Source organism: Pseudomonas sp. CH235 (assembly GCF_004368175.1).
Classification (GTDB): Bacteria; Pseudomonadota; Gammaproteobacteria; order Pseudomonadales; family Pseudomonadaceae; genus Aquipseudomonas; species Aquipseudomonas paraglycinae.
In genome coordinates, this window is sequence record NZ_RRZJ01000026.1 from 24,147 (window position 1) to 37,957 (window position 13,811).

At 63.0% G+C, this 13,811-nt stretch carries 11 protein-coding genes; 6 read left to right on the forward strand and 5 right to left on the reverse strand.

What is annotated here, in order from left to right; all coding sequences use genetic code 11:
- Positions 1-59 precede the first annotated feature (59 nt).
- Positions 60-2,942, forward strand: a complete 2,883-nt coding sequence (locus EIY71_RS22260; protein WP_134023129.1) for a winged helix-turn-helix domain-containing protein — start codon at positions 60-62, stop codon at positions 2,940-2,942.
- Here the strand turns inward: EIY71_RS22260 and EIY71_RS22265 are convergent.
- The 3 genes from EIY71_RS22265 to EIY71_RS22275 form a co-directional block, all read right to left on the reverse strand.
- Complete coding sequence (locus EIY71_RS22265) at positions 2,929-3,543, reverse strand: response regulator transcription factor (RefSeq protein ID WP_102717370.1); 615 nt, start codon at positions 3,541-3,543, stop codon at positions 2,929-2,931. The genes EIY71_RS22260 and EIY71_RS22265 overlap by 14 nt on opposite strands.
- A gap of 78 nt (positions 3,544-3,621) precedes the next feature.
- The gene (locus tag EIY71_RS22270; RefSeq protein WP_134023131.1) at positions 3,622-3,993 is read right to left on the reverse strand and encodes a response regulator; all 372 of its coding nucleotides are present in this window, start codon (positions 3,991-3,993) and stop codon (positions 3,622-3,624) included.
- Positions 3,993-5,954: a PAS domain-containing sensor histidine kinase gene (locus EIY71_RS22275; RefSeq protein ID WP_256661103.1), complete on the reverse strand. Its 1,962-nt coding sequence runs from the start codon at positions 5,952-5,954 to the stop codon at positions 3,993-3,995. Before EIY71_RS22275 ends, EIY71_RS22270 begins: the two co-directional genes overlap by 1 nt.
- A gap of 338 nt (positions 5,955-6,292) precedes the next feature.
- Here EIY71_RS22275 and EIY71_RS22280 point away from each other — a divergent pair, with 338 nt between their 5' ends.
- Positions 6,293-7,258 (forward strand): quinone oxidoreductase, encoded by a 966-nt coding sequence (locus EIY71_RS22280; protein ID WP_178083791.1) that lies wholly within the window; start codon positions 6,293-6,295, stop codon positions 7,256-7,258.
- On the opposite strand, the gene EIY71_RS22285 is transcribed toward EIY71_RS22280, so the two are convergent.
- Positions 7,245-8,474, reverse strand: a complete 1,230-nt coding sequence (locus EIY71_RS22285; protein ID WP_134023136.1) for an MFS transporter — start codon at positions 8,472-8,474, stop codon at positions 7,245-7,247. The genes EIY71_RS22280 and EIY71_RS22285 overlap by 14 nt on opposite strands.
- A gap of 216 nt (positions 8,475-8,690) precedes the next feature.
- On the opposite strand from EIY71_RS22285, the gene EIY71_RS22290 reads away from it, so the two are divergent.
- From EIY71_RS22290 to EIY71_RS22305, 4 genes are all read left to right on the forward strand, one after another.
- Complete coding sequence (locus tag EIY71_RS22290; RefSeq protein WP_134023138.1) at positions 8,691-10,025, forward strand: epoxide hydrolase family protein; 1,335 nt, start codon at positions 8,691-8,693, stop codon at positions 10,023-10,025.
- A 71-nt stretch (positions 10,026-10,096) separates the two neighbouring features.
- Positions 10,097-11,140 (forward strand): alpha/beta fold hydrolase, encoded by a 1,044-nt coding sequence (locus tag EIY71_RS22295; RefSeq protein WP_134023140.1) that lies wholly within the window; start codon positions 10,097-10,099, stop codon positions 11,138-11,140.
- Between the two features lie 24 nt (positions 11,141-11,164).
- Positions 11,165-11,674: a cytochrome P460 family protein gene (locus EIY71_RS22300; RefSeq protein WP_134023142.1), complete on the forward strand. Its 510-nt coding sequence runs from the start codon at positions 11,165-11,167 to the stop codon at positions 11,672-11,674.
- A 24-nt stretch (positions 11,675-11,698) separates the two neighbouring features.
- Positions 11,699-12,475 (forward strand): alpha/beta fold hydrolase, encoded by a 777-nt coding sequence (locus EIY71_RS22305; protein ID WP_085747542.1) that lies wholly within the window; start codon positions 11,699-11,701, stop codon positions 12,473-12,475.
- 46 nt (positions 12,476-12,521) lie between these two features.
- Here the strand turns inward: EIY71_RS22305 and EIY71_RS22310 are convergent, their stop codons facing one another.
- Positions 12,522-13,736, reverse strand: coding sequence for a CynX/NimT family MFS transporter (locus tag EIY71_RS22310; RefSeq protein ID WP_085747541.1), 1,215 nt, complete (start codon positions 13,734-13,736; stop codon positions 12,522-12,524).
- Between the last annotated feature and the right edge of the window lie 75 nt (positions 13,737-13,811).

Consider the following 13,811-nt stretch of genomic DNA (forward strand, 5'->3'; position numbering starts at 1 on the left):
CTGCGCCGGCTGTCTGTAACTGGCGCCGCCCCCTACGTTTTTTAGAGAGATCGATCCTCGTGGAGTCTTTTCCGGACGCATTGCACGAATCCCTCACGACCCAATTCATTTTCGGTCCGTTCTGTGTCGTTCCAGGTAAACGGCTGCTGACCCGCAACGGGGTGGCGGTCGAGATCGGCGGGCGGGCGCTGGATCTGTTGATCGCCTTGCTCGAGCAACCGGGACGCGTGCTGTCCAAGTACGACCTGATCGACAAGGTGTGGCCCGACAGCGTGGTGGCCGAAGGCAGCCTGCGCTTTCATATGACCGGGCTGCGGCGGATTCTCGGCGATGGCGAGGAACAGGCGCGGTATATCGCGACCCAGGTGGGCGTGGGCTATGCCTTCGTCGCGCCGCTGGAAAGAAAACAGACCGCTGTTCAACCGGCGCCCATCGCGCCCCGAGCCACTGATGGCGTTTGCAGTCTGCCGCCCCGGGCAAAACTGATCGGCCGAGAAACCGATCTGCAACTGGTCATCGACCACATGCAGCAACCGAGGCTGTTCACCATCGTCGGCCCCGGCGGCGTCGGCAAGACCAGCCTGGCCATCGAAGTGGCGCACCGCATCGCCGCCCAGGGCTATGAACGCGTCAGCTTCGTCGATCTGGCGCAAGTGGAAGACTGCGCGCTGGTGCCGTCGGCACTGGCCCGATCGTTGGATATCCCGGTGCAGGCGGAAGACCCGATGTTTGTCCTGCTCGCGCATTTGCGTGAGCAGCGGCTGATGCTGGTGATCGACAACTGCGAACACCTGATCGACGCGGTGTCGACCCTCCTGGAACAGATCAGCGATACCGCGCCGGATGTCGGGGTTCTGGCGACCAGTCGCGAACCGCTGCGGGTACGTGGCGAATACGTGCACTGGCTCAATCCGCTGGAATTTCCCCGTGAGCCGCAACACCTTTGCGTTGAAGAATTGCTGGCATTCCCGGCCATCAAGCTGTTTGTCGAACGCGCATCGTCGAGCAATGCGGCGCTGTTGCTGGAAGCGGACGGAGGGCAAATGATTGCGGACATTTGCCAGCGGCTGGAGGGCATGGCGCTGCCGATCGAACTGGCGGCGATGCGGGTCGCCAGCCACGGATTGAAGGCCACCCACGCGCTGCTCGGCGAGCGCTTCTCCCTGGGCTGGTCGGGGCGCAGGACCGCCGTTCCCCGCCATCAGACCCTGCGCGCCATGCTCGATTGGAGTTATGACCTGCTGTCGCCGCAAGAGCGTCTGGCGCTGGAGCGGTTTTCGGTCTTCGTCGGGCCGTTTTCCCAGGAAGCCGCCGCGCAGGTAGTTGCCGAATCGCAACACGAAAGCGCCACAACGGCCGCGATCCTCGATGATCTGGTGTGCAAGGGACTGGTCACGGTCGATCACAGTGACTCGACGGATTCGTATCGCTTGCTGGAGATGACGCGCGCCTACGCCCGGGAGAAATTGACGGCGTGGGGAGAGGCCGAGGTCAACGCGCTGGCGTTCCGGCACGCGGCGTTTTACATGGATCTGCTCGGCCATCTGGGGACTGCGCCCGACGAAATTTTCCGTCATTCGGCGCGTCTCGCCAGCCAGTTGGGCAACGTTCGCGGTGCGCTGGAATGGAGCTTCGGCCCCCACGGTGATCCGGGTCTGGCGTTGCCGCTGGCGGCAGGGAGCGCGCCGTTGTTTCTGCATTTTTCATTGCTGGTCGAGTGCCGAACCTGGTGTTCCCGGGCAGTGGAACTGCTGGAACTGGGGTACTATGGCACGCCCACCGAAATGGAACTGCAAGCCGCGCTCGGTCTGGTGCTGATGTTCACCCGGGGCAACAGTGAGGCCGCCGAAAAAGCCTTGCTCCGGGCGCAGGACATTGCAGTCGCGTTGAACGACTACGGCTCACAGCTGAGGTTGCTGGGCCGCTTGCAGATCTTCTACGAGCGCATCGGTGATTTCCCTTCGTCGCTGGCCTGGGCGGAGCAGGCAGCGGTGGTCGGCAACATCCTCAACGAGCCCGCCGCCATCGCGATTGCTTCATCGCTGACCGGCATCTCCCATCATCTGCTCGGCAATCAGCGTCTGGCCCGTCAGGAACTGGAAAGCTCGTTGCGCAACAGCTTGCCGTCCCATCCCAGCAACACGATTTACTACGGCTTCGATCACCGCAATCGCACGGGGCTGGCGCTGGCGCGTTCACTCTGGCTGCAGGGCTATCCCGATCAGGCCCGGCGCTGGGCCGAGCAGATAGAGGCTGAAGCGTCGGCACTGCAGCATCCGGTCACCTACTGCATCGCCATGGTCTGGATCTTGTGCATCTATATCTGGACCGGTGATCTGGCGAAGGCCACCGCGAGCCTCGAGCGGTTCAGCGCCATCGCCGAAACCAACGCGCTCGGCCCCTACATTGCCGCCTGCCACGGGTTGCGTGCGGCGATCGCCATTCGCGCCGAAGAGCCGGGGGACGCAGTCGCGATGCTGGAGGAAAGCCTGGCGCGGTTGCGTGGCATGCGTTACGAACTGCTCACGACCTCATTCGAAATCGCACTGGCCGAAGGCCTGATGCTGGTGGGCCTACACCAAAAGGCACTGACGCTGGTTGACGGCACCATCGCTCACTGCCGGCAAAGCGGTGATGCCTTTGCGCTGCCGGAGTTACTGCGGATCAAGGCCGGTATTCTCAAGGTCATCCAGGCCGAAGATGAACAAGTCATGCTGGCCGTTCTTGAGGATTCCATCACGTTGAGCCGCGAGCAGGGCGCCTGGGCGTGGGAGTTGCGGTCAACGATGGATCTTGCCCGTTTCTGGCTTGAACAGGGTCAGCCGGATCAGGCCCGGACGTTGCTCGGCGCCTGTCGCGAGCGGGCTTCGGAAGGCTTCGACAGCCTTGATCTGCGCCGGCTGGAAAGCTTCTGGCAGAGCCTGCCGGTCACGCCGGCGTAATCAGGGCGGCCATTTTCACCAGGTCCGCCAGCGAGCGGGCCTTCATCTTGCGCATCACCTTGCCGCGATGGGCCTTGACGGTGATTTCGCTGATGTTGAGGTCGGCGGCAATCAGTTTGTTGAGCCGTCCGCTGACCACCGAAGCCATGATCTCCTGCTCGCGGGGCGTCAGGGTCTTGTAGGCCTCAAGCAGTGAGCGCACGTGCTTTTCTCCTTCCAGCGCCACACGACTGCTTTGCAGCGCATCGGCCATGGCGGCAAGGATCACATCGTCATTGAACGGTTTGGTCAGAAACTCCACCGCGCCGGCCTTCAAGGCCCGCACCGTGCGCGGAATATCGCCGTAGCCGGTGATGAAAATGATCGGCATGTTGTGACGTTCATTGGCAAGGGCGGTCTGCAGATCCAGGCCGCTCAGGTCGGGCAAGTTGATGTCCAGCACCAGACAACTGGGCACCAGCGACCGGGGCGCATCGAGAAAATCCTGCGCGGACTCGAACAGCCGTGGCTGCCATCCGGCGAAGCGGATCATCAGCTCCAGCGACTCGCGCACGGAAATGTCGTCATCGACAACGAATACGACGGGCGTGACATCACTCATCGGTAATGCTCCACGGGAAGGGGCGATTGCGTTGTTCGCGTTCAACATGTCGATTCCTTGTTCTGTTCGGTTTCACGCTCAGTCGAGGGGCAGGGCGGCGCTCAGGGCCTTGAGCAATTGGGCTTCGCTGAAGGGTTTGAACAGGCACTCCACGGCGCCACTGTTCAGCAGCTTCGCCTGTTCGCTGGCGTCGCCGTGGGCGGTGATGAAAATCACCGGAATGCAATAGTCACGGCGCAGCAGCTCCCGTTGCAGATCCGGGCCCGACATCCCCGGCATGGCCACGTCGAGAATCAGGCAATGGGTCAGGTCCAGATAAGGCGATGCCAGAAACGCCTGCGCCGAGGCAAACGCCTGGACGGCAAAACCGAACTCCTTGATCAGGTCAGGCAGTGATTCACGAACCGATTCGTCGTCATCGACCACCGATACGAGCAAATGCGTACCCATCAATCATTCTCCACGGTGCGATCGGCGAGGTCGCGGTTATCGGTTTGCGGCAAGTCCGTCGAATTCGGGATAGCAAAGGTAAACGTCGTACCCGGGCCGTCGTTGGCGCTGGCCCAGAGTTTGCCGTCGTGGCGCTCGATGATCGAGCGACTGATGGACAGACCGACGCCCATGCCCGAGCTTTTGGTGGTGTAGAACGCATTGAAAATGCGCTCGATGTCCTGCGGATCGACGCCGTTGCCGCTGTCCTTCACCGCCAGGTAAACGCTCTCGTCCGGCGCAAGGCCAGTGCTGACGATCAATTGCCGGGGCCGGCCGTGGATCGCACTCATGGCCTCGGCGGCATTCATGATCAGGTTGAGGATCACCTGCTGAAGCTGGACCCGATCGCCCCTGACCAGCGGCAGGGCTTCGGCAAATTGCGGGTGCAGCACCACGCCGTTGCGTTGCAGCTCGCCCAATAGCATGGCGATGACTTCCCGTGCCGCGTCATTCAGATTGACGTCTTCAATCGTGATGCTTTTTTTCGAGAACAGCGCCCGCAGTCGATTGATTACATCGGCGGCGCGATTACCGTCGCGAATGGTGCGGCGCGCGGTTTCCCTGGCGCCGTCGACATTCGGCGGGTCCGCACCAAGCATGCGCAGGCAGGTGCTGGCGTTGGTGATGATGCCGGCCAGCGGTTGATTGACCTCGTGGGCAATCGACGCCGTGACCGCGCCAAGGCTGGCGACTCTGGCCAGGTGCGTCAGTTCCGAGCGCGCCTTGCTCAAGACCTCTTCGGCGAGCCGGCGCTGGGTGATGTCCTGCAGGGCGGCGATGTACTCGAAACCGTCCGGCGCATGGGCGATCGAGTGCGCCACCAGCCGCACGTATTTCACCGTGCCGTCGGGCATCAGCAGCCGGTGTTCGTGTTCGAAATCACGCCCCTTGCGGCGCTGGCGCTTGATCATCTCCCGATGGCTGGAGATGTCGTCCGGATGCACCCGGCGATAGATCGCCTCGAAACCGGGCGGGGTGTCCGGGTCCAGTTCAAGGATGCGGTAGACCTCGTCCGACCAGGTGATCTCGTCGGTGCTCACCCGCCAGGAAAACGTACCGGTGGCGCTCAGGCGTTGGGCCTTGGCCAGAAAGACTTCCGCCCGTTTGCGGTCTTCGATGTCAGTGTTTTCGCCGTACCAGCGCACGATCCGCCCCGTGTCATCGCGCTGGGGCACGGCGCGGATCAGGAACCAGCGGTAAATACCGTCGAAGCGTTTCAGTCGGGCCTCGTATTCACCGGCGCTGCCCGATTGCAGAATCCCTTGCCAATAGACTGCCAGGCCCGGTGCGTCGTCCGGGTGGATGGACGCCGTCCAGCCATGGCCGCAGGCCTGTTCGAGGGACATGCCGGTGTAGTCGCACCAGCGTCGATTGACGAAGCCGACGCTGCCTTCGGGCGAGGCACTCCAGACAAAACCGGGCACGGCATCGATGATCCCGCGCAAGCGCTCTTCCGATGCGCTGACTTCAGCGAGGGCACTGGCGATCAAGGCCTTGTCCCGCCGGCGCTCGTCGATGTCGACCTGCAGCACGCACCAGCGTGTGATGGTGCCTTCGCTGTCTCTGATCGGCAGGCCGCGCACATGGAACCAGCGATAGACACCGTCGGCGCGTCGGATGCGATGTTCGACTTCATAGGACGTGCCGGTGTGGACTGAATGCATCCACGCGGCAACGACCGAGGGCAGGTCGTCCGGGTGCACGGTTTCGCCGGCCTGCCATTTTTTCAGTTCATGGAGCGGGGCGCCGATGTAGTCCATGATTTGCCGGTTGACCTGTTCCAGCTCACCGGAAGGCGTCATGAAGGCGACCATGGCCGGGATGCTGTCGATGATGGCTTCGCCCCCCGGCATGGGCATGATCTCGTCACTGGCGCGGTCTGGACCGTCCTCGATGACGCGCTCCTGCTCGTTCGTCATACCGATTCTCATTGTGTGCAGTCACCGTTGAACAAAGATGCGCCTTCTGCTGGCACTCGCCCATCATACTTTGGTGTCGCCTGTAGCGAATATCGGCTGCCGTCGTACACTGCGACGGGCATCACAGTGGCGCTTTTGTAAGCCACTGTATCTACGGCCCTTCGAGCCATACAAGCATGCAAATGAGCCTGTTCGCGAAACTGCGCGGATACACCACCCGCTCACTCTTGGCCCTGGTTTCAACGTCCTTCGACGTTGAGTGAAAGCAACGTGACGTCCGCGCTCCTGCCTCCCGAAAGGCAGCAGGACCGGTCGTCCCGATGACAGGGCAGAACATTATGAAAGCAGTGGTAATCGAGGCCTTTGGCGGGCCTGAAGTGTTGACGGTGCAGGACATTCAACTGGCAGAACCGGGGCCCGGACAGGTCCTGGTCAAGGTCATGGCAGCGGGCATCAATTTCATGGACACCGGTGCCCGACGCGGGCTCGGCGCTGCCTGGGAGCTACCGCTGACGCTGGGTGCAGAAGGCGCCGGCGTCGTCCTGGCCAGCGGCCCGCAGGTAACGGAGTTCGCTGTCGGTGACCGCGTGGCCTGGCATTACGTGCCGGGCAGCTACGCCAAACAGGTGATCGCCCCGGTCAGCCAGTTGGTGCCGCTGCCGGACGATATCGACTTTGCCACCGCCGCCAGCCTGATGATGCAGGGCCTGACCGCCAGCAATCTGGTGGACAAGGTGCATGCGATCCAGCCGGGTGACGTGGCCTTTGTGCACGCGGCGGCGGGAGGCGTGGGATTGATGCTGACCCAGTTGATCAAACTGCGGGGCGGCAAGGTCATTGGCCGGGTGTCCCATGCCGACAAAGTGGAGGCGGTGCTCGCGGCCGGGGCTGACTATGTAGTGATCGGGCGAGCGCAAAACATTGCCGGACAGGTCATGCGCCTGACCGACGGGCAGCGGGTGAATGTGGTGTACGACGGCACGGGCGCGGAAGGTTTCGCCGACTCGCTGGAGATGCTGGACTACTTCGGCACCCTGGCCTTGTACGGACCGTTCATGAATCCGACACCGCCGATCGATATCTTCAGCATGCCGCGCAGCATCAAGCTGACGTACCCCTCGGTCATGCACTACGTGCGCAACCGCGAAGTGCTGCTGGAAAAGTCCCGGCAACTGTTCGCGTGGGTCAGCACCGGTAAACTGAAAAGCTTTATCGGCCAGCGTTATTCGCTGGACGAAGTGCAGCAGGCTCATCGCGATATCGAGTCGCGCAACACGACGGGCAAGCTGATCATCGTCCCTTGACGCCACGCCAGATCAGCAGGGCCGCCAACACCTGACTACCGGCGAAAAAAGTGAACAGGTGTTGTGCGGTCCATCCGGCATCCAGCAGAAAACCGGCGACCAGCGGCGAAATGATCGCCCCCAGACGCCCCATCCCCAGCACCACGCCGACACCGGTCGTACGAACCGAGGTGCAGAACGCTTGAGGAGCCAGGACATACAGAGCCGCGACCGCACCATTGAGCATCAGCCCCAGCGTGACTGCCACGAGTGTCGCCAGACCGGGGACGCGAGTGGCCGGCAGCATCAATGGCAGCAGGGCGGCGTTGAGCAGCAGAAACCCCGACAACAATCGCCGGCAGCCGAAACGATTGGCCGCCAGTCCCAGCAGCAGGGCACCGAGCATCCCCCCCAACGCCAATAACACTCCGATCCGGGCGCCTTGTTGGTCGGTAAAACCATTGTGGACCAGCAGGCTCGGGGTCCAGCTCATGACGAAGTAAAAGCAGAACATCAACAGAAAGAGTGCCAGTGCCAGCGATGTGGTCTGTTGCGACTGACCGGGCAAAAGCGGTCGGCTGGGGTTGTCAGGCGACGCTGTAGCGATTGGCGTGCGGCGTTCGAGTGCCAGAAATGACGGCGACTCTCGCAGCCAAAAGACGCCGGCAAGCGCGGCTGCCAGCGTGATGCAACCCCCGGCCAGAAAGACATACCGCCAGCCCATCAAATCATTGAGTACATGAGCCAGCACTCCGCCCAGACTCGCGCCCATGGCGAAGGCGAGGGATTGCAACGCGATGGCCAGATTGCGCCGCTGCGGGCTGGCGTGTTCGAACGTCAGCACGTTCGCCCCCACCAGCACCGCCCCCGTGCCGATGCCGGTCAGCAGTCGCAAAAGCATCAGTACGTGATGATCCGGGCTCCAGAACGACAGCAACATGCTCAGGCCGCTGAGCAGCAATCCGGCGAGCAACAAAGGCCTGCGCCCGAAGCGGTCGGCCCTGGGCGCGGCCAGCAGCGAACCGAGCGCCATCCCGACCAGGCTTGCGCTCAACAACAGGCCCAGTTGCGCGCCGCTCAACGCCCATTCGGCCGCAACCCGGCTGGCGGTGAAGGCCATGGCCATCACGTCGAGTCCGTCGATCACGTTGAACAGCATGCACAGCCCGATCACCCACCACGGCGAAGTGGTCGATGGCGTACTGCTCAGGCGTTCGAGCGCTGTCTCCCCACGCATCCGCGATCCTTGTTCCGCTCTGTGATTCAAATGGGTCTTTTCCCCGCCGCATTCTGCCCGTTAACCGCTGCTGAATTCGAGCGCGATTTTGTGCGCCAGGCCTGCGCGTCATACCAAGGTATCGACCGACACCATCGTGTAATCGCCCCGGTGCCAGCGCAGTGGTCTGATCCGATTGGCGATGCCTTTCGAATAATGACTACAAGGAGATCCATCATGGTTGCGCTTTCGTCCGGTCTTACCTGGCGCCATTGCCTGGCGTCATCCATCAGGGGCGGCGCGCTCGGCATTGCCGTACTCGCTGGCAGCAGCGGGGTCTGGGCCGCGGTTCCGTCGCAAGCCATTCGCCCGTACACCATCCATGTTGACGAAGCGAAGTTGAGCGATCTGCACAAACGCATCGCCGACACCCGCTGGCCGGACAAGGAAACGGTCGGCGACGTGTCCCAGGGAGTGCAACTGGCGCAGGTCCAGGCGTTGGTGAAGTATTGGGGCGACGGCTATGACTGGCGCAAGGCTGAAGCGAAGCTCAACGCCTTGCCGGAGTTTGTGACCACCATCGACGGCGTCGACATCCAGTTCATCCATGTGCGTTCGCGCAATCCCAATGCGATGCCGCTGATCCTCACCCACGGCTGGCCGGGTTCGCAGTTCGAATTCCTCAAGACCATCGGCCCGCTGACCGACCCCGTGGCCTATGGCGGCAAGGTCGAGGACTCGTTCGACGTGGTGATCCCGTCTATTCCCGGCCATGGTTTTTCCGGCAAACCGACCGAGCTCGGCTGGGGCCCTGACCGGGTGGCGAAGGCCTGGGATGTGTTGATGAAACGTCTGGGCTACAGCCATTACGTGTCCCAGGGCGGCGATCACGGCTCGGTGATATCCGATGCACTGGGTCGCCTGGCGCCGCCCGGTTTGCTGGGCATCCACCTGAACATGCCGGCCACCGTGCCGCCGGAACTGGTCAAGCCGATCAACAGCGGCGACCCGGCACCGGCAGGGCTGACTGCACCGGAGGTGACGGCCTTCAATTCGCTCAGCCAGTTCTTCGGTCGTAACGCCGCTTACGGCGCAATGATGGTGACCCGGCCGCAAACCATCGGTTATCTGCTGGCCGACTCGCCCGCCGGCACGGCCGCGTGGATGTATGAAAAATTCGCCGCGTGGACCGACAGCGACGGTCAGCCCGAGAAAGTCCTGAGCCGCGATGAAATGCTCGATGACATCAGCCTGTACTGGCTGACCGACAGCGGGGCGTCGTCCTCCCGTTTCTACTGGGAGAACAACAACAATAACTTCAGCGCCGCCGCGCAGAAGACTGCCGACATCAAGGTGCCGGTGGCGATCACCGTGTTCCCGCACGAAATCTACCGCGCGCCGAAAGTCTGGTCGCAGCGCGCCTATCCGTCGCTGGCCTACTTCAGCGAAGTCAGCAAGGGCGGTCACTTCGCGGCATGGGAGCAACCGCAACTGTTCAGCGAAGAACTGCGCGAAGCCTTCCGGCCACTGCGCGCGGCTGCGCAGAAAACCGCTGCTCAGGCAGCCCGCTAACCCTGCAATTCGCAAGCCCTTCAACACCAAGTCCGGAACCGCCGCCCGGCGGTTCACGAGGGAGACTCGGCATGACTGACCCTAACGCTGTAACCCCATCCCGGCGCGTGCTCGCCGTTTCGATCCTGGCGCTTGCGCTGGGCATCGCTTCGGCATACGCCAGCGCCGCTGAAGTGCCCGCCGGCAAGATCGACGCCATTACCGCCGGCACCAACGTTTCCTTCGGCGCGCTGAAACACGTCAAGGCTGGATTGCTGGACGTGTCCTACGCCGAAGTCGGTCCCGCCGACGGTCCGGTGGTCATCCTGCTGCACGGCTGGCCCTACGACATTCACAGCTACACCGACGTGGCGCCGGCACTGGCGCAGAAGGGCTATCGGGTGCTGATTCCTTACGCGCGCGGCTATGGCGACACACGTTTCCTGTCTGCCAAAACCGTGCGCAACGGCCAGCCGGCGGCGCTGGCCAAAGACCTGATCGACTTCATGGACGCCCTGAAAATCAAGCAGGCCGTACTTGGCGGCTATGACTGGGGCGCGCGTACCGCCGACATCGTTGCAGCGCTCTGGCCCGAGCGGGTGAAGGCGCTGGTGGCGGTGAGCGGTTACCTGATCGGCAGCCAGGAAGCGGGCAAGACGCCGCTGCCGCCGGCGGCGGAGTTGCAGTGGTGGTATCAGTTCTACTTTGCGACCGAGCGCGGTCGCCTGGGTTACGAAAAAAACACCCATGATTTCGCCAAACTGATCTGGCAGCTGGCCTCGCCGAAGTGGACCTTCGACGACGCGACCTACGACCGCAGCGCCGCCGCGTTGCAGAACCCGGATCACGTCGCCGTGTCGATCTTCAACTACCGCTGGCGCCTGGGGCTGATCAAAGGGGAAGCGCAATACGATCCGCTGGAGAAAAAACTGGCGACATTCCCCTCGATCGGCGTGCCGACCATCACTCTTGAAGGCGACGCCAATGGCGCGCCGCACCCACCGGCCGAGGCCTACGCCAAACGCTTCACCGGCAAGTACGAATACCGGCTGATCAGCGGCGGCATCGGCCACAACCTGCCGCAGGAAGCGCCGCAGGCGTTCGCTCAGGCGGTGATCGATGCCGATCATCTCTGACTGCTGGCCTGAGGGGATCCGACGATGAAACTCAACCATTGGGCCGTGTTGCCGGCGGCCATTGCGCTCGCGGCACTGGCGGCCACCGGTGTCGCGTTGGGCGAGGCCGATGAGGGCGATGCCTCGCCGATCTACGGCGTGAAGCTGCCGAAAAACTATCGCCAGTGGGCGCTGATTGCCCCGGCCCAGGAAGCCGCGCCGCTGGATGAACTGCGTGCGGTGCTGGGCAATGACCGGGCGATCAAGGCTTACCAGAGCAAGACGCTGCCGTTTCCCGACGGCACGGTGCTGGTGAAGCTGGCGTGGAAACACGTGCAGTCGCCGGAGTTCGAGCCGGCCTCGATTCCGGGGGCGGCCACCACCGTTCAGGTGATGGTCAAGGACTCGCGCAAATACGCCTCGACCGGTGGCTGGGGATTCGGCCGGTTCATCGATGGCAAACCCGCCGATGAAGCCCAGCACCAGACCTGCTTTGCCTGCCATCAGGCGCGGGTGCAGAACCACGATTTTGTCTTCACTCGATACGCTCCCTGAATCCGTCATACGAGGAACATCCAGATGAAAAAAACACTGATTGCACTGAGCATCGCTGCGGGCCTGTGCCTGGGCGCCAATGCCTTCGCCCAAACCGCCAAACCCACGGTGGTGCTGGTGCACGGCGCATTTGCCGACGCGTCGAGCTGGAACGGCGTGGCGAAGATTCTCGAGAAGGATGGCTACACGGTGATCGCCGCCGCCAATCCGCTGCGCGGCGTCAAGAGCGATGGCGCAGCGGTATCGGCATTGCTGAGCAGCATCCAGTCGCCGGTGGTGCTGGTCGGTCACTCCTATGGCGGCAACGTCATCAGTGATGCGGCCAACGATCATGCCAATGTCAAAGCGCTGGTCTACGTCAGCGCGTTTGCCCCCGAGGCCGGTGAAACCGTCGCCGGTCTGGCCGGCAAGTTTCCCGGCAGCACCCTAGGGCCAACGCTGGCGCCACCCGTTGCGCTGGCCGATGGCGGCAAGGACCTGTACATCCAGCAGAGCAAGTTCCACGATCAATTCGCCGCCGACGTCCCCGCTGCACAAGCGGCCCTGATGGCCGCGACTCAACGTCCGGTCACCGAAGCCGCGCTGAACGAGCAGGCCGGCACGCCGGCCTGGAAGCACATTCCGTCGTGGTACATCTACGGCGACAAGGACAAGAACATCCCGCCCCAGGCGATGGCGTTCATGGCCAAGCGTGCGGATGCCAAGGCCGTTGAGGTGGTGAAGGGCGCCTCGCACGTGGTGATGGTGTCGAACCCGGCCCCGGTGGCGCTGCTGATTGAAAAAGCCGCTGCAGCCAACTGAAAACCTGCGACGTGCCGAGGCGCGTCGCAGGTCTGTCACCCCCGGCTCAGGCAACGGACACCTGCGGCGATCCAGCCGGTGCCAGTCTGAGCAGGGGTGTGATGCCGAGCATCAACAGCAGTACCGCGAACAGCAAGGTGTACGCCGGGCCATAGTGTCCGGCGTATTCGCGCAGGGCACCGAACAACAGCGGCCCGAGCGCGGCGATCAGGTAACCGATGAACAACATGAACACCGTCCACAATCCGGCCTGTTCACTGGTGCTGGCGTGATCCAGCGGCAAGGTCATGGCCACGGTAAAACCCATGCCCAGGCCGATGGCCGCGAGCACCACGTACAGCATCGGCCAGTACGCCGGCAGGAATGCCATGCCGCCCACCCCGAGCAGGGCCAGCAACGCCGACAGCCCAAGCAAACCGCGCCGGTCGTGGGCCTTGCCCGGAATCAGCCCCGCAACCACGCTGGCCACGGCGAACACCGCGGTAAAAATGCCCAGCAGAACGCCCGGGGAAACACTCGATGTGGCCGCTTCCACCGACGCTGGCGCCATCCAGGCGAAGAGGGCGTAAACCACGAATTGACCGGCACCGAAGTTCAACGCGATCAGCCACGCCTGCAGATTGCTCCATGGCAGACGTTTGCTCGGACTCGACGGCGATTTCACTACAGGCGCCGGTGTCGCAAAACGCCGCGCCATCCACACCCAACTGGCGATGGCGGTGACACACAGCACGCTCCAGAACCCGGCGCTGACCCGCCAGTCCTGCGCCAGCTCGGCAATCGGGGCGCTGAGCACCGCCGCGAGAGTCGCGCCCAGACTCAGGCCGCCGGCATAAATGCCCATGAACAGCGCCGGCCGCTGCGCAAAGTGGGTCTTGATCCACGCGCCGGTCATCGCGCCGGCTACGGCAATGCCGATGCTGGCGAAGAACGTACTGCCGAGCAGGAAAAATGCATTCGGCGAGATTGCCCGCAGCAAGGTGGACGCGCCCAGCAACGTCAGTGCGACCACCACACTGCGATCGATCCCGAAGCGTCTGGCCAGGCTCGGAACCACCAGCGCGAACACGCCCATGCAGATGTCGGGAATTGAAGTCAGCAGCGCGGCCTGGGTATAGCTCAACTGGAAGTGCTGCTGGATCAACAGCAGAATCGGCCCCACCGAAATGATCGGCGGCCGCAAGGCGATGGACAGGATCAGCAGGCCGATCACCGCCGTGACGCTCTGCTGGTGGCCGGAGAGATTGCGGGTGATTGCCATGGGAGAAGCCTCATTGATGAACAATGAGCGCAAGGCTAACAATGGGCCGGTAATGGCAAATGCCAGGGTTTGTCG